Origin of the sequence: Streptosporangium carneum (assembly GCF_027922005.1) — a bacterium.
Taxonomy (GTDB): Bacteria; Actinomycetota; Actinomycetes; order Streptosporangiales; family Streptosporangiaceae; genus Streptosporangium; species Streptosporangium carneum.
In genome coordinates, this window is the sequence record NZ_BSEV01000008.1 from 206995 (window position 1) to 226356 (window position 19362).

A 19362-nucleotide genomic window follows, 5' to 3' on the forward strand; every position below is an offset into this window, starting at 1 on the left:
GCCGCACCGCTTTCCGTCCCACCCGCCTGACCGACCAGGGAAGATAGGGATATGAGTACTTCCGGCCGGACCCAGGCACGCGGTGAGGCCCGTAAGGAGCACATCCTCGAGGTAGCCTTCAAGATCTTCGCGGAGAACGGCTACCGTGGCGCCTCGATCGCGGACATCGCCGAGGGATGCGGCCTGTCGCAACCCGGTCTGCTGCACCACTTCTCCACCAAGGCCGACCTGCTGGCCGGGGTCCTGGAGCACCGCGACAGGCTCGACGCGGAGAAGTTCCACATGGACGAGCCGACCCCCGGCATCGCCGCCCTGAAGCGTTACGTCAAGCTCGTCGAGTACAACGCGCACCTGCCCGGACTGGTGAAACTGTTCGCCATCGTGACCGGCGAGGCCGCGGTCAACAGCGCGCACCCGGCGCACGAGTGGGTCGTCGCCCGCTATCACAGACGCATCGGCGACCTCGCCGCCAGCCTACGGCTGGGCGTCGACGACGGCTCGATCCGCGCCGACGTCGACACGACGGCGACGGCCCGCCGGGTGTTCGCCATGATGGACGGCCTGCAGCTGCAGTGGCTGCTGCACCCCGAGCAGGTGGACATGCCCGGCCTGTTCCGCTCGTTCGTCGACGACCTGATCGCCGAGATCACCCCCTGACCGCGGCCGTCGGCCGCCCGGCGACGGTCCGCGGGGCGGCCGGGGATGGCATGCTGGGAAAACCGCCATCACGAGGAGACCCGGGATGACCCACCCCTTCGGCATGCAGCCCGCGCCCCGGCGCACCCCCCTCAGCGCGGAGGAGAAGGCCAGGAGCGAGACGAACTTCGCCCCCCTGGTCGCCGAGAGCCTCATGGCCAACGGACGGTTCAGTGTGAGCGCCGACACCCCGGAGATGGCGGAGCTGTTCCAGCGGGTCGCCCGCAGGGTGGGCGACATGCTCGGGCGGCCCGTGGTCAGCTACGCCAACGGCAGGCGCATCGTGATCACCTTCGGCCAGGAGACCTCCTGACTCCGCGCCCCCTGAGGGGACACGGGCCGGTGAAGACCGGCTCCTGACGGGACACGGACTGACGAAGGCCGGCTCATGGTGCCTTGTCAGGCAACGACTGCCCTGTGGCTTGCGACGCGCCGGTCGGGATCCGTTCTCGGCCGGCGCGTTCTCCATCCCCTGCGCCTCACACCGCAACGCTCTCCCGCGTAGGTGGAGTGGCACCGACGACCGCCCAAGCCGCCTCGATCATGCGGAAGATCTCGTCCACCGCGGTCTGCGGATCGTCCGTTTCGCGGGCGACCGAGAAGGCGTCGACCACGAAGCGTGCGATCGCGCCACAGGTCGGCGTGGTCTGCGGCACGTCCAGGTCGGCGGCGATGGCCGTTGCCAGCGACCGGGCGTGGCGCTGTCTCATCGACTCCTCGTACTGCCGCAGCGCCGGTGATTCCTCGATCATGCGCCACAGCGGGGCGGCGCCGTCCGCCGTGCAGTGCCGCACCATGGCGTGGATCTCGCGGCGCAGGGCGGGGATGAGCGCCTCGTGCGGCCGGCGGTCGGTGACCGCCCGCACGAGGCGCTGCTCGAAGTCCTCGTCCTGCTCGAAGACCAGGGCTTCCTTCGAGCTGAAGTGGGAGAAGAGCGTGGTCACGGCCACGTCGGCCTCGGCGGCCACCTCGCGGATGCCCACCGCTTCGTAGCCGCGCTCGGAGAACAGGCGCAGGGCGGTGTCGGCGATCTTCTGGCGGGTCGCGGCCTTCTTACGCTCGCGGCGTCCGGGCTGCTCGGTCACGCGTTAACACTACCAGGTGTGAAAACCTAACCGTTTCAAAAAGCTAACGGTTAGTGTTATGGTCTGCCGCATGAGGAAAGTGAACTTCACCGAGTTCGGCGGTCCGGACGTCCTGCACATCATTGAGGTCGAGGAACCCCACGCGGGCCCCGGCCAGGTACGCATAGCGGTGCGGGCAGCAGGCGTGAACCCCGTCGACTGGAGAATCCGTGAAGGCCAGATCCTGAAGGCCCATCCGATCCGGCTGCCCGCCGGAGTCGGACTGGACGCCTCAGGAGTGGTCGACGAGATCGGGGAGGGCGTCGAAGGGTTCGAAATCGGCGACCGCGTGTTCGGCGAAGGCGCTGACACCTATGCCGAGTTCGCCGTGCTCTCGGCCTGGGCTCGGATGCCCGACGGCCTGTCCTTCGAAGAGGCGGCCGGATATCCCTCCGTGGTCGAGACCGCGCTGCGCGTCATCGGCCAGGTCGGCGTCCAGCCCGGGCAGACACTCCTTGTCAGTGGTGCCTCCGGCGGAGTCGGGTCCGCGGTGCTGCAGATCGCCCGCGACCGTGGCATCACGGTGATCGGCACGGCCGGGGCGGCGAACCAGGACTATCTGCGCAGCCTCGGTGCCCTCGCCACGACATACGGCCCCGGCTGGGTCGACAGAGTGCGCCGGCTCGGTCCCGTCGACGCGGCCCTCGATCTCGCCGGCTCCGGCGTGATTCCCGAACTCCTGGAGCTGACCCGGGACCCGCAGAGGGTCGTCTCCATCGCCGACCTCAGCGCGCCGCAGTTCGGCGTCCGATTCTCCGGCGAGGCCGGAAGCGTGCCGGAAGCACTCGCCGAGGCCGCCGCGCTCATCGCGCGGGGGAAGCTCCACATCCCGGTCGACAAGTCCTACACGTTGGCCGAAGCCGCGAAGGCGCACATCGACAGCCGCGCCGGCCACACACGCGGCCGCCGCGTCATCCTCGTTTAGTGCCGCCTCAGGCGACGTTCGCCCTTCCGCAGAACAGAACCTAGCGGGACATGGACCGGTGGAGGCCGGCGAGCGGGGCGAGCTCGGCCGTCGGGACCGCGAGCCGTACGTCGTCGGCGATGACGTCCACCTGCTCCCACGTGACGTAGCGGCTGTTTCTGTGCAGGCGGCGGACCACGGCCGCGACCAGCGCGGGAGCCTGCCCCGCCGGACCGCGCTCGTAGCCGAACAGCTGACCCGTGTGCCGGGGGACCACGATGAGACCCGCGACGCGGAAGGCGTGCTGCACCTCGCCCAGCATCGGCCCGTCCTGGCTGAGCCGGACGTCGGCCACCTGCCCCACCAGCGCGCCCGAGTCGTCGACGACGCGACGCCCGATGAGATCGCTCATGCGCAGCCGTCCGGTGAGGTCGCCCCTCCTGGCCGGGCGGCGCTCCCCCGCCGCGGTCTCGACGCCGCTGCCGGGAAGCGGGGCGATGACGTTGACCCTGACCCAGTGTTCGAGGGCCGCCTCCTGGACGTCGCCGCCCACCGTGACCGCGCTGCCGATCTCGGACACCGTGATCATGGGAATTCGCTGGGGGCCGGGGTCCTCCTCGGGACGGAACAGCTCGGTCACACCCACGACCAGGCGGCCGACGACGCCGCCGATCCGCGGGCCCAGGGCGAGCGGCCCGGCCAGGATCGCCAGGACGTAGGGGCGGCCCTGCTCGTCCGTCGTCAGCTCCAGGTCGTCGACCTTGCAGATCATGCGGCCGTCCTCGGCTCTGACGACCTGCCGGTCGAGCAGGTGGAGCTGCGCGTGCAGGGTTCTGGCCGTCGTCATTGTCCCGCCTTCGTCGCGATCATCAGGGGGATCGCCGCCACGGCCGCCACGACGAGCAGGATCATGTAGGCGGTGCCGAGGAAGTTGGAGAAGCGGCCGTTGACCTTGTCCCCCATGTAGTCGGGATCGTTGGCGATCATCAGCACGGGCAGGTAGGTCAGCGGCAGCGCGGCGGCGGAGAAGACGAGCGAGTACTCCGTCACCTTGATGGGGTCGACGGTCGTCAGGATCAGCGCGGTGGCGACGATCACGGCGACCAGCACGGAGGCGTGGAACCTGGCCGCGTCCTTCGGCCTGACGTACTTTCCCCACTGCCAGCCGAAGTACTGGCTCAGCGTGTAACCGGACGACAGGGCGGTCTCCAGCGTCGCGCCGAACGTCGCGGCGAAGACCCCGAAGATCACCGCGGCCAGCCCGATCTTCCCGAGGGCGAGTCCCGCGGGCAGCACCATCTGGCCCAGCGTGTCCACCTGCACCTGCGCGGGCAGGAAGAGCGTGGCGGCACAGGCCGCGATGACCAGCGACAGGAACCCCCCGAGCGGGAAACCGACGAACACGTTGGCCCGCGCGGTGACCAGGTCCTTGCGCGTCCAGCGTTCCTCGACGCCTCCCGAGGAGAAGAAGAACACCTCGTACGGCGTCATCGCCGCGCCCAGCAGGGCGATCGCGTAGTACCAGTAGGTGGGGACGGGCTCGTCGGGAGGCGGGCTCGTCAGCTGGCGGGTCAGCTCGCCGACGTCGGGGTCCAGCTGCCACAGCGCCACGGCGAAGGCGACCAGCGCCAGCCCCGCCAGGCCGAAGACCTTCTCCATCGTGGAGAACCTGACCCGCCACATCACCAGCCACGCCGTCAGGCCGACCGCGGGCACCCAGAGCAGGTAGTTCACCCCCGTGGCCAGCTCCAGGGCGAGCGCCGCGCCGCCGATCTCGGCGGCCAGCGTGAGCAGGTTGATGCCGAACGACGCCCCCAGGTTGACCAGTCCCGCGCGCGGCCCGAGCCGTTCGCGCACCAGGTCGAAGACCGGGCGCTGGGACACCGCGGCGATCCTGCCCGACATCTCGGCGAACAGGCAGATCCCCACGACGCCGACGACGACCACCCAGGCCAGCGACATCCCGAACCGGGCTCCCACCAGGGAGTTGGCCACCAGGTCGCCGATGTCGACGAACCCGCCGATGGCGGTGAGGATGCCGAGCGTCACGGCGAACACCTTCTTCACCGGTGCGCCTCCCCGAGCCGCCGAAGCTCCGAGCCGAGCCGTTCCAGCGTCCTGGCCGCCTCGTCCGGCTGTTCGATCCCACCCCGCCTGACCTCGATCAGCAGGTCCTCGACCTCGTCCTCGGCCTGCGAGGTCAGGTCGGTGACCTGCGAGCGCAGCCGGTCCGACGCGTCCGACGGCGGCTGCACCCCGCCGAACTGGTCGTTCACGCTGCCCAGCGACTCGGCCGCATCGGTGAGGAGGACCTTCAGGTAGGCGGTGGTGAGGTCGTGTTCTCCCTGTACGGCCAGCCGTACCAGCTCCACGCTCGAGGCCGCGGCCTGCGCGGTCGCCCCCGCCTTCAGCGCGTAGTCGTGGTCGTCCCACGCCGGGCTCACGCAACCGCTCACCGAACAGGTCGCGAGCGCCACCGTCACCGCGGCGAGCGCCCGCCGCGCGTCCTGGCCCCTCATGCCCCACGTCGCAACAGGAGATAGCCGAGCACGCCGAGCAGTACCAGGAACTGTCCCCAGGCCGCGAGCAACACCAGTCCCTCATCCATCACACCGGGAGAAGTGCCCGAACGGACAACGATCAGTCGTCGTCCATGACGGATCCTTCCCCGCCGAGGCGGACGCCTGGCGGATGCGCCTCAGCCGACCATGCCGAGGAAGGACGCCAGGGCGATCAGCACGACCGTCAGCGTCGCCGCGGACCACCTCGGCGCGGGCCCCTCCCGCAGCACGGAGACGCCGAGGGGAACCAGCGCGAAGGTCAGCCCCGCGATCCCCAGCAGGGCGATCGGGTCGCCGCTGCCCTTGAGCACGCCCAGCGGCAGCCCCGACGCCAGCCCCAGCCCGACGGAGCGCGCCATGCCGAGCACGCCCGGACCGAACACCCTGGACCGGAAGGCGCCGACGGCGAGCACGATCCAGCCGAACATGACGGCGACGGAGAGCACCTTGAAGACGTGGAAGGCCCCGTAGGAGTCGGCGACCGCCTTCGACGCCGCCTCCAGCCCCTGGGCGTCCACCATCCGGAAGGCCATGTGGTTCGCGCCCTCGTGGAAGGTCTTGGCGAACAGGCCGAGGACAACCAGCGTGACCCCCCACCTCGCCCACCCCGGCTGGGAGAGGCCGATCCGGCGGGCCAGCGAGGTCGCCGCGGGCCACAGGAGCACGAGGCCCGCGGAGAAGAGGCTGTAGGACAGGGTCATCCTGCCGGGATCCGCGGCGAAGGCGGCGAGTTGCCCGGGGAAGAAGTCGTCGACTCCGACGCGGGTGAGGACGCCCGCCAGGAGCAGCAGCGGCCCCAGGACGAGCCCTGCCCCCTCCAGCCACCTCCCGGGGAACGAGGGCGGCGTCACGGAGTCGGGGAGTCCCGCGAGCGGGGTCTTCGTGGTCGTACCAGGGAACGAGGGCGGCGTCACGGAGTCGGGGAGCTCTGCGGGCGGGGTCTTCGTGGTCGTCATACCGACGATCCAACGCCGAAAGGCCTCCCCGCACATGGGCGCTGGAGCGAGAGACGACGGTAGTACTGGCACTACCCCGCTGGACGAGACCCCACCGCGGGTCTCCTGATGGGACCGCGGCCGCGGGGCTACAGCCTGACGGTGGCCGGGTCCACGCTGTCCGCCATCGCCTGCGCGCCCGCGTCGTTGAGGTGCGTGTGGTCGCCGCTGTCGAGGTCGGGACGGATGAAGTCGGGTCTGTCAGGGTCCTGTACGGCCGCCGCCACGTCGAACACCGCGTCGAAGACGCCGCCGGTGCGGATCCACTCGTTGACGACCCGCCGGGTCCGCTGCCCCTCCGGTGTGTCGACGCCGGGGTAGATCGACCCGGCGAACGGCCCGATGGTCGCCGCCAGGATCCTGAGACCGGCCTCGTGGCTCCTGCGGGCCAGCTCGGTGAACCCGGCGACGAGGTCGTCCGCCGTGGCGGGCGGCAGACCGGCGATCCCGGGCAGGCCCAGATCGTTGATGCCGAAGTGGACCAGGACGTGGCTCACCCCCGGCACCTGGAGCACGTCACGCTCGAACCTGGCCAGCGCGTGCTCGCCGATCTCGTCGGTCAGCAGGCGGTTGCCCGCGATGCCCTGGTTGACCACCCAGCCCCGCGCCAGACGGCGGTTCAGCAGGTTCGGGGAACGCCGGTTGGCTCCCGGGGTGGTGCCGACCCCGTCGAACCACGAGTCGCCGAAGGCCACGGCGACCGCGGCGCCCTCCGGGACCCGCACGTCGACCCCGGTGATGTAGAACCGCGAGGCGACCTCCTCCGCTCCGGGGAGCGCGACGTCGGAGACCGCGTCGCCCCTCGTCACGTAGGCGCTCTCCTGCGGCTGGTGGGAGAAGGTGGCCGGGCCCGTCTCCTCGGGGAGGTACAGGCTCACCGCGAGATCGGCTCCCGCGCCGACCGCCAGCCCCACGGGGTCGCTCACCACCTGGCCGCCGACGGGGATCGTCGTCTCCGCCGCCCCGCCGAAGCGAAGCCCGGTGTCGGTCTCCGCGACGATCTCGCTGCCCGACTTGCGCAGGGCCACGCGTGCGGCCGCCACGGTCAGCGGCCGCACGCCGTACCGGTTGCTGAACCGCACCCGCAGGGCCTCACCGCCGCCGTCGAGGTGGAGGATCTGCCGCACGGTCTGGTCGGCGAAGGCCCGGGACCGTACGTAGGAGATCCGCTCGTACGGACTGATCACCGCGGACCGGAAGGCCGCCACCCATGTCGTGGTCATAGTCGCCCAAACTTCCGACTGAACAACCCTGTTTCGCCTTTACCGGCGCCAGCGAACGTTTCCTGACTGCACCATGTAAACACTTCTCACAGCTTGATGTAAGCGCTTTCCCGCCCCGCCGTGGACGAAAGGGGTGGCGGAGCCGCCGACCGGAGTGATCGGCGACCTCCCGCCACCCGCTTCCGGCAGGTTCGCCCGGACCCGTCAGCGCCCGCCGTGCCCAGCGGGTTCCGAGGCTCCCCTGACGTTCTCCCTCGAGGCGTCCCCCTGCCGTCCACCGGCGGACGCGCCGCCGCCGAAGAGCTTCGACCCGACGAACTCCCCGATCCCCCCGAGCACCTTCCCGTTGACCAGGGCGTTGCGCAGCACGCGCACGACCATCTCGGGGCGCATGAGCGACTCGGGGCGCTCGACCATGCCCGCGGCCTTCATGTAGGCGGCGGTGACCTTGCCGTCGTAGGCCGAGGCCGTCTGCACGAGCGAGAGGTAGAGCTGCTGCACCCTGACCATCAGGGTCCGCTCCCCCTCGACGCCGGGGAAGCCGAGGTCCACCACGTTGGTCATCTCCCACGGCGGGGTGATGACGTCGCGGGCCAGGTCGCGGAAGTACTGGGCCGGGTCGGGGGCCGCGCCGGTGTGCAGGTGCTGCCGGATGGTGAGCGCCCCGAGCGCCGCGACGGTCATGCCCTGGGCGTAGACGGGGTTGAAGCAGCACACGGCGTCCCCGGTCACCAGCAGGCCGTCCGGCAGGCGGCTCATGCTCTCGTAACGCCTGCGCAGCGTCGTCGGGAAGCGGAAGGCGACCGGCTCGTCGAGCGGCTCGGCCTGCTGGAGGGCGTCGTAGATGTCGGAGGTGGCCAGCGTCTTCAGCCAGGCGTACAGGCCCTCCTGGTCGGTGGGCGGGTGGTCGCCCAGCAGGCCGTACGTGGTCAGCTCGACCCTGTCCCCGTCGGTCTTGGTGAAGATCGCACCGCGGGGCAGGTCCGGCGAGGCGACCGGGTTGATCGACAGATCGCCGTGGTAGGGGTCGGCGAGCAGACGGTAGTGCTGGGTCACGTAGCCCAGGCCGATCTTCTTGCGGACCTCGGGGACCCGGGGGTAGCCGAGGTTCTCCAGCCAGATGGGCGTGCGGGACCCGCGCCCCGTGGCGTCGACCACCAGGTCGGCGTCGAGGATCTCCACGCTGTCGTCCTCGCCGAGGCGCTGCACCCGCACACCGGTGATCCGGCTGTGGTCCGCGGTCGCCTCGATCCCGAGGATGTCGTACTTTTCGAGGAAGACGACGTTGGGCAGGGCCTGCGTCCGCTCACGGATGTGACGCTCCAGCATCGGCCTGCTGGCGGAGACGCACACGAGGCCGGCGTGCTGCTGCCTGACCGGCTTGCCCTTGAAGTACCACCGCACGTCTCCCGCCAGGTCGCCGGTCGGCACGCCGTCGGCGAACAGCTCCTCGGTGATGCCGGGGAACAGCTCCTCCATGGCCAGCTGGCCACGGGCGAGCAGGCCGTTGATGTGCCGTCCCTGGGGGCAGCCGCGCCGCGGCCCCTCCACTCCGACCAGCACGTCGCGGTCGACGATGAACACCTCGTCATACGCGTCGGCGAGCACCCTGGCCGCGAACAGCCCGGCGAGGCTCCCGCCGAGCACAACCGCTCGCGTATTGGTCACGTCGCTCACGGTTACCTCCTCGAATCCCGAAGTTGGATCATGAGTCGCCGGCGGTGGCGTGTCGGCCCGCCGATCTTTCGCTTCCCCGCGCCTCCGCCCGCGCCGTCGTCGGTCTCCTCCGGCTGTCGGCCCCGGCGGGCGGGCGGGGGCCGAAGCGGACGGCGGGCGACGTCAGCCGAGGCGGTCGTGGGGTCGGTCGTCCTGGGTCGGTCGTCTGGATCTGCGGGCTCAGGCCGTCGGAGGCGGTCGTCAGCCGGGGGCGTCAGCCGGGAACGGAGCCGACCAGGCCGCCGTCGACGACGAACTCCTGGCCGGTGACGTAGGACGCGCGGGACGAGAGCAGGAAGGCGACCGCGTCGGCGATCTCCTCGGCGCTGCCCAGCCTGCCCAGTGCGACCTGGCTGCCGAAGAACTCCTGGATCTGCTCGTTGCCGCCGGTGACGGTCTCGAGCATGTCCGTCTTGACGTGGCCCGGGGTGACGGTGTTGATCCTGACGCCCCGAGCGGCCAGGTCGGGGGCGAGCGTGCGGGCCAGGTTGAGCACGGCGGCCTTGCTCGCGGCGTACACCGACGCCAGTCCGACGCCGCGGTGGACGAGCCAGGAGGAGTTCACCACGATCGCCCCGCCGTTCTCGACGAGCGGCAGAGCCTTCTGCACGGTGAAGAAGGCGCCCTTGAAGTTGACGCCGACGACCTGGTCGAAGTCGGCCTCGGTGACGTCGGCGGCGAGCGCGGAGAAGGGCACTCCGGCGTTGGCGAACACACCGCTCAACGTGCCGAACCGCTCTCCGGCCCGGGCGACGAGCTCGTCGAGGTCACCGATCCTGGTCACGTCCGTGGGCACGGCCAGCACTCTGTCACCGGCGTCGAGGGCCTTCGACGCGGCTTCGAGCCGGTCGGCGCCGCGCCCGGCGAGCACCACGTTCGCGCCCGCGGCGACCAGGTGACGCGCGGTGGCCAGGCCGATTCCGCTGCCGCCTCCGGTGATCAGGATGGTTTTTCCTGCAAATTCAGACATGCCATTAGAGTCACATTCGTGTCTCACGTAACGCATCTCTTGAATTGCGATGTTTTATTAGGCGTAGTTCCACGGTTCACGCCATTGCACCCGACTTAATTCCCCCTCCACACCGTCCCCCCGAACCCCTTCCCCACCGCGCTCCCCACCGCCCCCCGCACCGGAACTCCGCACCGGACCCGCGTCGCGAAAGGACCGGGCGGACGGCGGTCACGCCTCCACCATCCCCGCCGCCTCCGCCATCCCCGCCACCTCCGCGATCCCGTCGCCTTCGCAACCCCTGCCGTCTCCGCGATCCCGTCGCCTTCGCAACCCCTGTCGCCTCCACGGCCCCCTGCCGCCTCCGCCGTCCCTGTCGCCGACGCCCGCCACGCCGGGACACCGACCCCGCCCCTCTCGACGCCTCTGACAGCCACCCCTTCTATTCGAACTTATTTACGATATATCACCGTATAGGGGTACAGGAGAGCCGCGGTGATCCGCCCGAACGGTCCAGCATTTAGACAGGACCGGATACACCTCTACGTCCCGCTTGAACCGTTCCCATCCCGCAATCTGAACTTCAGTCCTGATTCTGCGGTCCTGGCATATGATCGACAGACTTTATAGCTATATGACATGACGTCACATCGAAGACCGGAGGATCATCCTTGTCGGGAAACATGGACTGGTCCAGACTGACGCCTGACGACTCCCGCGCCTCGAAGCCCGTCGACCTGCGCACGAACCAACCCCACTCGGCCCGGGTCTACGACTACATGCTGGGCGGCAAGGACAACTTCGCCGCCGACCGCAAGGTCGCCGAAGAGGTCATGGCCGGCTCCCCCTACCTGCGGGTCTCCGTGAGGGCCAACCGGAACTTCATGGTCCGCGCGGCCCGCCACCTCGTCTCCGAGCTGGGGATAACCCAGTTCCTGGACATCGGCACCGGACTGCCGACCTCGCCGAACCTCCACGAGGTCGTGCAGGCGGTCAACCCCGAGGCGCGGATCGTCTACATCGACAACGACCCCATCGTGCTGCAGCACGCCCGCGCCCTGCTCGTCGGCACCCCCGTGGGCAAGACCGCCTACATCGACGCCGACATCCATGACCCGGAGGGCATCCTCAACTCTCCCGAGGTACGGCAGACCCTCGACCTGGACAAGCCGGTCGCCCTCTGCCTGATCGCCATCCTGCACTTCATCCCCGACGAGCAGGAGGCGCACGACATCGTCCGCAGGCTCATGGAGCCGCTGCCCCCCGGAAGCGCCATGGCCATGTCCACCATCGCGATCGACGCCGCCCCCGAGCGCGTCACGTCGGCCGTAGCGGCGTTCAACGCACGCGGGATCGCCTCGAAGACGCGCACCAGAGCCGAGGTCGACCTCTTCTTCGACGGCCTGGACATGGTTCCCCCCGGCGCGACGCCCGTACACCACTGGCACCCCGACGACGAGGCGAAGTCCCTGAAGGACAACGAGGTCTCAATGTACGGCGGCATCGGCATCAAACGCTGACACCCGCCTCTCCCACGCGGGGCCGTCGTTCCCTGAACGACGCCCCCGCACGCGGCCACAAGCGGATACGACGTCGGGAGACGGGACCGTCCCCCGCTCCCCGGACACCGTGCGTCAAAGGATGAGAGGGCCGTCTTCGGGTCACTTGCCGCCGTCACGGAGGACAAGCAGCTCGCGCCCCTTGCGGCGGGCGCCGTCGACCCAGGCCGGGAGCTTCTCGCCGACCAGCCACGCGGCCTCCTCGAGGTCGTCCTCGTCGTACGGGAGCAGCTCGCAGTCGAGGTGGATCCGGTCGGTGTCGAAGCCGGCGAGTTCGGCGTGGATGCGGTCGAGGTCGGCCTTCGACGCGAGCATGGGGAAGGGCCAGGGGTCCGCGTCGGGCTCCGCGTCGCGCCACGGGAACGTCCAGCACCGCCCCCACAGGTCGGCGAGGCTCACCAGGCCCCAGACGTGAAACGCCTCCTGAAGCCGGTCCCAGCCGCGCCCCGGCAGGACCACCGACCCGAGCGGATCTCCTGCGGTGCGGCCGAGAAGCTCCAGCAACCACGCGTACCCGCCGGGACGGGACGGGTCGAGCCGCCCGGCGACGACCTCCCGCAGCGCCGCCTCCACCTCGGCCGCGTCGGTGGCCCGCAGCAGCTCGTCGGCTTCCTTCAGTTCCTCGATCCTGCCGAGAGCGACCCGGACGAGCGCGTCGTCGTTGGAACCGACCATGCCAAGGAAGGCGTCGGCATCGATCGCGAACGCCGATATGTATTGTTCGGCCATCCCGCCATTATCGTGATCTTGTCAAAGCCGGGGCCGCACACGACAGCCGTCTGATCACTTTCTTGGGAAATCACTCATCTGGCGTCCCCGTGTGTACGAGAGCCACGTGCACTGAACGAGAAGCCCAAAGTACGGCTGGCTGCACGGGGGCCGCTTCCACCCACCCGTGAGGCGGGCACTTCGGTGATGCTGTCGATGCCCACCCCGCCCACCCGCTGACCATGTCCACACGCGCCCACACAGCCGACAAGAAGCACGCCTCCACCGACCTGGACCGCCTCCCCGTCGAATGCGGCCGGGGCCATCCCCGCATGTGGGACGGATGGCCTGTTTTCGGGGCTGTGCCGCAGGCCCATGAGGAATCGAGTCGCCCCAGGACGAGCGCCCCCCTGACCGGCGGTGTCCCGGTCGAGCCGGACCTCGGCGGCAGGGGCATCGCCGTCCCTGTTCGGGGTATCGCAGACAGTTCACCGGTGGTGCGCGACGAGGGGAAAGACTGAGGTGAATCATCACAGGCAGGCCTTGCGGGTGCAGGTGACCCATCATGGGCACTGCAGTGTGCTGCGGGTCGGCGGGCACCTGGACTTCATCACCGCCCCCACGCTCACCGACCGCGTCGACGCGCTCTGGGAGTCGAGCCCGCGCCTGGTGCTGGAGCTGTCTCAACTGACCTTCTACGACTCCACCGCCATAGGAGTCCTGGCCCGCCTGCGGCAGCGCGTCCTGGACACCGCCACCGGCCGTCTTCTGCTCGTGGGCCTTCCCCACGGATTACGGCATCTGCTGGACCGAACCGGCCTGTTGGCGCACTTCGAGGTGCGAGAGGGCACCGACCAGGCCGTCGCCGAGCTGCTCCCCTCAGAATGAAAGCTTTATCGTTCCCCCGCTACCGAAAATCTGTAGTGACAGATGTAGACATCCGCGATGGGAGAGGCTAGAGTTTCTGACATCGCAAGGAACGGATCCACGAGGGCAGAGCAGTACGTGAGCAGGGCGACGAACTGTCCGGACGAACGTGGATAGCAGTGAACGACGCAGATGGACGGCAGAAGGTCGGACGTGCCAGGGCCAGCAGGGTTGAAGGGTCCAGCCGTGGACGCGCTGCCACAGCGGTAACGGATCGAATCAAGAAGTCAGAGATAACGAAAGGAGTGTTGAACGCCATCAGGATCGCCCGCTGCCGGCTGAAGTTCGCCGCACGGGTACCGCAGCTCCACGGATTGGACGGTGGTCTACGGTCACGCATACGCGATCCCCGCACCCTCGCCCTTCGGGGCGGCCAGTGCGGAAGCAGTGAACCGGCCCCAGGGCCGGTAGATGGTGTTGAACCTCGTTGGGCCCCGGCGCATCATGGCGCCGGGGCCCCTGTCGGCGTTAGGGAAGGTTGAATGGATCAAGCACTGACAGCCCGAAGTCCCCAATCCCACAACGAATTCCGGGACGTCCCCCGGGACAGCGCCCTCACGGCGCAGGCGGCCGAGCCCCTCCACGGCACGGTCGGCGACAACTCCGATCAGAAGTTCGACGATGAGGACTACCCCGCTTACAGCATGGGCCGGGCCGCGGAAATCCTCGGCGTCACCCAGGCGTTCCTGCGTAACCTGGGCACCGCCAAACTCATCGAGCCGCAGCGCTCCGCAGGCGGTCACCGCCGTTACTCGCGCTACCAGTTGCGCCTGGCCGCCCGCGCCCGGGAACTGGTCGACCAGGGCACCGCCTTGGAGGCCGCCTGCCGCATCATCGTCCTGGAAGACCAGCTCGCCGAAGCCCTGCGCATCAACGCCGAACTGCGCCGGCGCGACTGACCGGCCACTCCCCTCACTTCGCCCTGTTCCACGATCTGTCCCGCTTCCGTTGCCGGGTGTCTGCCATCCGGTGCGGGACAGCCTCGGAGCACCGAGTGTTCCTCCGCACGCGGGGATGGTCTCTACGGCTTTTTCCAGACCGCCTCAACTGATTGCCGCTTCTCACGCAGCCATGCCTGCTGACCGTCAGCGGTGACGGTCAGCCCGAACTCCCCATGTCCTGGCCGTCCCTGGTCGACCCACCACAGGTAGGCGGCCTCGACCTCGTCCCACAGGCTGCGGGGGCCGCCCTGGTAGACCTGGGAGGCCGAGTGACCGTCCTCGCCGTAGAAGAACACCGCCGCCCATGAGCGGTCGGTCAGTCCGTACAGCCAGACGCCCGGCGTGCCGTCGGTGTCGTGACCGGAGACATGCGTGCAGTCGGGCACCAGGAGGCCGAGGGCGAACTCCACGCCGGGCGGCATGAGGGACGACGCGGACAATGTCGGCACCGACCTGCGGGTGTCGTCTGGCCAGTCATCGCCGTCGATGTAGTCGCCGTGCCTGACCTCCAGACGTTGGGAGCGGATCTGCATGAACCGGGCGAGCCTGGTGAAGCGTCCGCTCGCGGTGCCGTCGTCGGCGACGACCAGGCGGACGATGGCGTCCTGGTGGCTGTAACGCGTCCCCCAGGGCATCACGATGACCGCGCCCGGCTTCGCCTGGTCGATCCAGGCTCTGGGAACCTCGCGGACGGACACGGTCACCAGGATCCGGTCGTACGGCGCTCGCTCCGGCCAGCCGAGCAGGCCGTCGCCGGTGACCACCTCCGGACGCCAACCGGCCGCGTCCAAAGCCTTGCGCGCCCTGGCGGCCACCGCCGCGTCGAGCTCGACAGAGACGACGTTGCGCTCACCCAGCCGGGCCGACAGCAGCGCGGCGCACCAACCGGTTCCGGTGCCGATCTCCAGCACGCGCATCCCGTCAGACACCGACAGGTCGGCGAACATGGCGAACACCAGACTGGGCATCGAACCGGAACTGGTTCTCAGCTCGCCGACAGCGGTCCCCGTATGGTCGCCGTCGTCCCACTGGGTGGTGATGGGCACATCGGCGTCCGCCCAGCGGCGCCACTCCTCGGGAGTGTCCGTTCTGGAGATGACAAGGTCACGGCCGTCGTCGAAGGGCCACATCACCTCGGGGAGGAAAAGCGCCCTGGGAACCTCGCCGTATGCCCTCATCCACTCCGGAGCCACACCCGCTTCGAGGAGGATGTCACACAGCGTCTGTCCGGCCTCGGGACCAGCCGTCACTTCTGAGTCGGCTTCTCATGCTGACCCGGCGGTGTGGACTTGTCGGGCTCTGGCTTCGTCGGTGTGAAAGGCTGCGGCTTCGGATGCCGGTCACCCTCGTGCTCCCCCATGCGCTTGCCTCTCACTACACGGAGTCCTGACGCGGAGCGTTCGCCGACAAGCGTAGCGTCGCAACAGGCAACCAAGAGGAGACATCATTCTCCATCGCTCTTCGACCACGAGGTCTATGGCCACGCGGCCGCCTTCGTGATGACGGCCGCCCATGCGCCCTTCAGCTTGCCGGGGATGTTTCCCTTGCTCAACGAACTGATCGTTTACGGCGTGCGGCCCAGCCGTACTCAACGGCGTTGATTCGGTTCAGGTCGCATAAACCGAACGACACATGGGCGACATCACTAGCTTCAGCCTGTGATCAATGTCCGGACCGCATACACCGAACGGCACGCACGAAGGGCCCGATCCAACGAAAATGCTTAATTTTCGCCTCAGTCACCAATAAACCCGCAGGTCAGCAAGAGTGCTCCCCGCGCACGCGGGGATGGCCCAAAAGGGCCGCCCCCCTCGGCGGCGACCGTCTTGCGCATGCTCCGCGAGTACGACGCCGCCGCGGCACCGGCCGAAGGCCGACCAGCCTGTACCAACCGTAACTGTGATCACTCACAGCTGTTTTGCGGCTGGTTACACGGACCCGAGTGGAGGGCTGTTCAGCACAACAATCCGGAGGATGAAAAACAAGCTTAGATCCTGCCTCTGGACCAATGTCGACGGAGCCCTACGAACGACCGCTGCGGCCCTGCTCAACACGAGAACGCTCATAGCTCGCTGTGAGCAGGATCATCCGTTTTGCCCGGCTGACGGATGATAATGTCTGTGAGACCGCCAATCGGTATCCGGGATTCAGACAGGAGAGGCCGGAAAAACTACCCGCCGAACTGGCCTTTCACTCTTTCCTGGCCTTATTTGGCCAAGTTATCCTGACGATCCATATTCTGCCGCTTCCCGATCTAGCGTGCCAGGTATGACATCACCTACTCCATCTGCCCAGCAGGGAGCCTCACAGCAATGGGTCCAGAGCGGCCCTCTCGCCCTCAGGCACACCCTCAAGGGCGCCGACCGTACCCACGAGAAGGTCTCTGGGGTTCCGGACCTTCGGATTCCCTTTCCCGGTGTGTGGGAGGTCTCCTATCACGCCCTCCACGCGCTGGCCGCCGCAGGGCCGTATCTGTATGTCCACACGGCATTGTTCAAGAACGGCGTGCTCATTCCCGGTAGTGAGGCCCAAAGCGGCGTCGGCGGTGTGAATGTGACACTCCGGGTCACCGCTGGGCAGACGCTCCTGCAGACCTTCGCCGCCGGAGATGTCGTGACGCTTCACGCGTACCGGATAGGGACCGGCGATGCCTTCATCGAAAGCGGCGGTGACGGACGCACCGGAGTCACGGCGCACTGGGTGAGCGCGGTCTGAGCGCCGGTGCGCATGGGACAGGAGGAGAGCGCGCTGCCCGGCGCTCGACCCTGGTCAGCCGGACAGGGCACCGGCCTTCTGCTAGAAGGTCGATCACCGCCTACCGCGACAAGAACGGCATCAAAAACCAGCTCTTGTGCGTCCACCGCGGCTCCGACTGAACCTGGTTACGCTGTCCAAACGACAGCGCCACTGTGAACTTGGACCACCCCGATCGAGGAGAGCGTTGACCATCCAGGAGACACCACCCGAGCAGATTCCGGCCGTGATCACCGTCCGTGAGGTGCCCGCGGCCGCCGAGGCGCGCGACGCGCTGCTGAAGGCCATCACGGCCCAGGCGAACGCCATCGCTGACGGACATCAGGGCCAGGCGTCCACGGCGGTGGAGGAACTCGCCCGCGCCTATGCCCTGGTGACCTCCGGCGCCACGGCTGTGGCACCGACGGGTGAGACCACCACAATCCCGCTGCAGAGCAGGGCCGGTGGCCACCAGGTGGGACTCTGCCTCGAACTGGAGCCGTAGAACGGCAGAAGGCGTCAGGGCGGCGGCCGTCAGCGCTAAGCCGCCCTGGCGCACGTCCACGCCGCCTGGTCAACGACGGCGTCTCCATCGCCAACATGGACCTCGGCAAGAGCGTCGATGCGGACGGCGTCTTCCACGGGTTCCGCAGATGAACCGCTACGCCGCCGAGGAGCACGGAACGTCACCAGTAGGGGCTCTAGGGGATCTCAGCTCTGGTTTCTTAGCTTTTGGTTGGTCTGTCAGTGTCGGGGGCCAGGTGTGGGGTGTGCTTTCTGACCGCTTCCAGCAATTGGCTCTTCGACGGGTTGACCATCGCCTCTCCCGCCACGGTCACGGTCGGCACGGTCTCGTTTCCGTCCGCGACCGAACGGACGAACGCCGCCGCGTCGGGGTCCGCCCAGATGTTGACCTCGTTGTAGCGCAGCCGCGTGAAGCGCAGTCGTGTGCGCAGCTTCATGCAGTACGTGCAGCCGGGCCGCCAGTAGACGACCACCCCCTTGTGGTCCGCGTCCTTGTATGACGCAGCCCGGCCCCGGCGAGGGAGGTTCGTGACGACCAGCAACGCGAGTGCGACGAGGAGAACGACCAGCGAAGGGGACATGGGGGAAGTATCTCAAGGCCGCTTCACCTGCCCCTCCGCGCACCCTGCCGACCTTCATCACTCCTGGAGGTGCCCGTGGCGGATGCTCCTCAGGAAGTCACTCCAGACACCCGGAGGGAAGGTCAGTACCGGGCCGGAAGGGTCCTTGCTGTCGCGGACCGCGACGAGGCCGGGAAGATTCGTCGCCACCTCAACGCAGTTGTCGTTGCTGCTGCCGCTAAGGCTGGACTTGCGGAACACGGCGGTAGACAAGTCAGGGGCGGTCATGTTCACTCCTCGCCTCGGCGATAACCGCCGTGGACTCCTCGGGGGACAGGCACGTGTCAATGAGGCGCTCAAATGCCACCCTAAGGCTACGGACCTGATCAGTGGCTTCTACGTAGACATCTCCGCCAGGGCAACCGGTGTAGCCCACGTCAGGGTCCTCCGGATCGAAGGACAGCACCGAGAAAGCACCGTCCAGACCGATGTGCGGGCCAGCCGCCAAAGGCAGGATCTGGATAGTGACGTTTGGCCGGTCGGCGACCTGGAGTAGATCGTCGAGTTGGCAAGCCATGACGGAAGACGGCCCTATCGGACGCCGTAGGGCTCCCTCATCCACCAGAGCGTGGAACGTGGGCGCGTTCGGCCCGAGCAGGTGAATCTTGCGGGTCATCCGGGCAGCCACGCGACGCTCGATATCGGATGCGCCAAGGTCGGGGCGACCACCTCGGATCAGCTCCTGGGCGTACTCCTTGTGCTGGAGTAGGCCAGGAATCAACAGCGGCTCCCAAGTACGGATAACCGACGCATCTGCCTCTAGAACGACATATGAGCCCCCGAACACGTCATGGTACGCAGTCCACCAACCGCGCACGGCGGCATCCTTACATAGCTGGATCAGCCCGGCTTTCGTAGACGAGTCCGCACCGAAGAGGTCACAAGCGTGGCTGACGCTGGATGGCGTTAGAGCGATCCTTGCATTCTCGATCCGGTTCACCTTGCTGACTGACCAGCCAAGCTGGACGGCCACCTCCGCCACGCTAAGACCAGCATTCTCTCGAAGTCGTCGCAGCTCACGGCCTAGACGGCGATGGCGAACGGTGGGGGACTTCATCGACATGACGGCATTCTGCCGCCCCTGTTCCAAAAACTCTACAGGCAAATCGCTTGCACAGGTGCGCATTGCACGTCAATGATGTGACCGGCACCCCCGAAGGGAACACTATGACGAAACCAGT

At 68.2% G+C, this 19362-nt stretch carries 21 protein-coding genes; 8 read left to right on the forward strand and 13 right to left on the reverse strand.

Annotated elements, in window-relative coordinates; all coding sequences use genetic code 11:
- Window positions 1-51 precede the first annotated feature (51 nt).
- Both PKF00_RS19590 and PKF00_RS19595 read left to right on the forward strand, forming a co-directional pair.
- Entirely contained in the window at window positions 52-657 is a 606-nt protein-coding gene (locus PKF00_RS19590; RefSeq protein ID WP_271219010.1) for a TetR/AcrR family transcriptional regulator, read from the forward strand.
- 85 nt (window positions 658-742) lie between these two features.
- Window positions 743-1009, forward strand: a complete 267-nt coding sequence (locus PKF00_RS19595) for a hypothetical protein (RefSeq protein WP_271219011.1) — start codon at window positions 743-745, stop codon at window positions 1007-1009.
- A gap of 166 nt (window positions 1010-1175) precedes the next feature.
- On the opposite strand, the gene PKF00_RS19600 is transcribed toward PKF00_RS19595, so the two are convergent.
- Window positions 1176-1781 carry a TetR/AcrR family transcriptional regulator gene (locus tag PKF00_RS19600; RefSeq protein WP_271219012.1) on the reverse strand — a complete coding sequence of 202 codons (606 nt, stop codon included), beginning with the start codon at window positions 1779-1781 and terminating at the stop codon, window positions 1176-1178.
- A gap of 70 nt (window positions 1782-1851) precedes the next feature.
- Here PKF00_RS19600 and PKF00_RS19605 point away from each other — a divergent pair, with 70 nt between their 5' ends.
- Window positions 1852-2745 carry an NADP-dependent oxidoreductase gene (locus tag PKF00_RS19605; RefSeq protein WP_271219013.1) on the forward strand — a complete coding sequence of 298 codons (894 nt, stop codon included), beginning with the start codon at window positions 1852-1854 and terminating at the stop codon, window positions 2743-2745.
- A 40-nt stretch (window positions 2746-2785) separates the two neighbouring features.
- Here PKF00_RS19605 and PKF00_RS19610 read toward each other — a convergent pair whose 3' ends face one another.
- The 7 genes from PKF00_RS19610 to PKF00_RS19640 all read right to left on the reverse strand — a co-directional run bounded on the left by PKF00_RS19610 (window position 2786) and on the right by PKF00_RS19640 (window position 10189).
- Window positions 2786-3571 (reverse strand): hypothetical protein, encoded by a 786-nt coding sequence (locus PKF00_RS19610; protein WP_271219014.1) that lies wholly within the window; start codon window positions 3569-3571, stop codon window positions 2786-2788.
- Complete coding sequence (locus PKF00_RS19615; RefSeq protein ID WP_271219015.1) at window positions 3568-4791, reverse strand: NRAMP family divalent metal transporter; 1224 nt, start codon at window positions 4789-4791, stop codon at window positions 3568-3570. The genes PKF00_RS19610 and PKF00_RS19615 overlap by 4 nt, the downstream gene beginning before the upstream one ends.
- Window positions 4788-5243: a hypothetical protein gene (locus tag PKF00_RS19620; protein WP_271219016.1), complete on the reverse strand. Its 456-nt coding sequence runs from the start codon at window positions 5241-5243 to the stop codon at window positions 4788-4790. Before PKF00_RS19620 ends, PKF00_RS19615 begins: the two co-directional genes overlap by 4 nt.
- 179 nt (window positions 5244-5422) lie before the next feature.
- Window positions 5423-6241: a hypothetical protein gene (locus PKF00_RS19625; protein ID WP_271219017.1), complete on the reverse strand. Its 819-nt coding sequence runs from the start codon at window positions 6239-6241 to the stop codon at window positions 5423-5425.
- A gap of 128 nt (window positions 6242-6369) precedes the next feature.
- On the reverse strand, window positions 6370-7503 hold the full coding sequence (locus PKF00_RS19630; protein WP_271219018.1) for an SGNH/GDSL hydrolase family protein: 1134 nt from the start codon (window positions 7501-7503) through the stop codon (window positions 6370-6372).
- Window positions 7504-7707: 204 nt separating this feature from the next.
- Window positions 7708-9180 carry an FAD-dependent oxidoreductase gene (locus tag PKF00_RS19635; protein WP_271219019.1) on the reverse strand — a complete coding sequence of 491 codons (1473 nt, stop codon included), beginning with the start codon at window positions 9178-9180 and terminating at the stop codon, window positions 7708-7710.
- Between the two features lie 253 nt (window positions 9181-9433).
- Window positions 9434-10189, reverse strand: a complete 756-nt coding sequence (locus PKF00_RS19640) for an SDR family NAD(P)-dependent oxidoreductase (RefSeq protein WP_271219020.1) — start codon at window positions 10187-10189, stop codon at window positions 9434-9436.
- A 662-nt stretch (window positions 10190-10851) separates the two neighbouring features.
- Between PKF00_RS19640 and PKF00_RS19645 the strand changes: the two genes are divergently transcribed.
- Window positions 10852-11688: an SAM-dependent methyltransferase gene (locus PKF00_RS19645; protein WP_271219021.1), complete on the forward strand. Its 837-nt coding sequence runs from the start codon at window positions 10852-10854 to the stop codon at window positions 11686-11688.
- Between the two features lie 141 nt (window positions 11689-11829).
- Here the strand turns inward: PKF00_RS19645 and PKF00_RS19650 are convergent, their stop codons facing one another.
- Window positions 11830-12456: a DUF7691 family protein gene (locus PKF00_RS19650; protein ID WP_271219022.1), complete on the reverse strand. Its 627-nt coding sequence runs from the start codon at window positions 12454-12456 to the stop codon at window positions 11830-11832.
- A gap of 501 nt (window positions 12457-12957) precedes the next feature.
- On the opposite strand from PKF00_RS19650, the gene PKF00_RS19655 reads away from it, so the two are divergent.
- Both PKF00_RS19655 and PKF00_RS19660 read left to right on the forward strand, forming a co-directional pair.
- Window positions 12958-13323, forward strand: coding sequence for an STAS domain-containing protein (locus PKF00_RS19655; protein ID WP_271219023.1), 366 nt, complete (start codon window positions 12958-12960; stop codon window positions 13321-13323).
- A 683-nt stretch (window positions 13324-14006) separates the two neighbouring features.
- On the forward strand, window positions 14007-14261 hold the full coding sequence (locus PKF00_RS19660) for a MerR family transcriptional regulator (RefSeq protein ID WP_271219152.1): 255 nt from the start codon (window positions 14007-14009) through the stop codon (window positions 14259-14261).
- Window positions 14262-14383: 122 nt separating this feature from the next.
- On the opposite strand, the gene PKF00_RS19665 is transcribed toward PKF00_RS19660, so the two are convergent.
- Window positions 14384-15481 carry a methyltransferase domain-containing protein gene (locus PKF00_RS19665; protein ID WP_271219024.1) on the reverse strand — a complete coding sequence of 366 codons (1098 nt, stop codon included), beginning with the start codon at window positions 15479-15481 and terminating at the stop codon, window positions 14384-14386.
- A gap of 1240 nt (window positions 15482-16721) precedes the next feature.
- Between PKF00_RS19665 and PKF00_RS19670 the strand changes: the two genes are divergently transcribed.
- A complete protein-coding gene (locus PKF00_RS19670) occupies window positions 16722-17018 on the forward strand; it encodes a hypothetical protein (RefSeq protein ID WP_271219025.1) in 297 nt (98 codons plus the stop codon).
- Window positions 17019-17244: 226 nt separating this feature from the next.
- Window positions 17245-17541: a hypothetical protein gene (locus tag PKF00_RS19675; protein WP_271219026.1), complete on the forward strand. Its 297-nt coding sequence runs from the start codon at window positions 17245-17247 to the stop codon at window positions 17539-17541.
- A gap of 220 nt (window positions 17542-17761) precedes the next feature.
- Here the strand turns inward: PKF00_RS19675 and PKF00_RS19680 are convergent, their stop codons facing one another.
- From PKF00_RS19680 to PKF00_RS19690, 3 genes are read right to left on the reverse strand one after another with little or no spacing between them, the layout of a single operon-like run.
- Window positions 17762-18142, reverse strand: a complete 381-nt coding sequence (locus PKF00_RS19680) for a glutaredoxin domain-containing protein (RefSeq protein WP_271219027.1) — start codon at window positions 18140-18142, stop codon at window positions 17762-17764.
- A gap of 57 nt (window positions 18143-18199) precedes the next feature.
- Entirely contained in the window at window positions 18200-18409 is a 210-nt protein-coding gene (locus tag PKF00_RS19685) for a DUF397 domain-containing protein (RefSeq protein ID WP_271219028.1), read from the reverse strand.
- Window positions 18396-19244: a helix-turn-helix domain-containing protein gene (locus PKF00_RS19690; protein ID WP_271219029.1), complete on the reverse strand. Its 849-nt coding sequence runs from the start codon at window positions 19242-19244 to the stop codon at window positions 18396-18398. The genes PKF00_RS19685 and PKF00_RS19690 overlap by 14 nt, the downstream gene beginning before the upstream one ends.
- Between the last annotated feature and the right edge of the window lie 118 nt (window positions 19245-19362).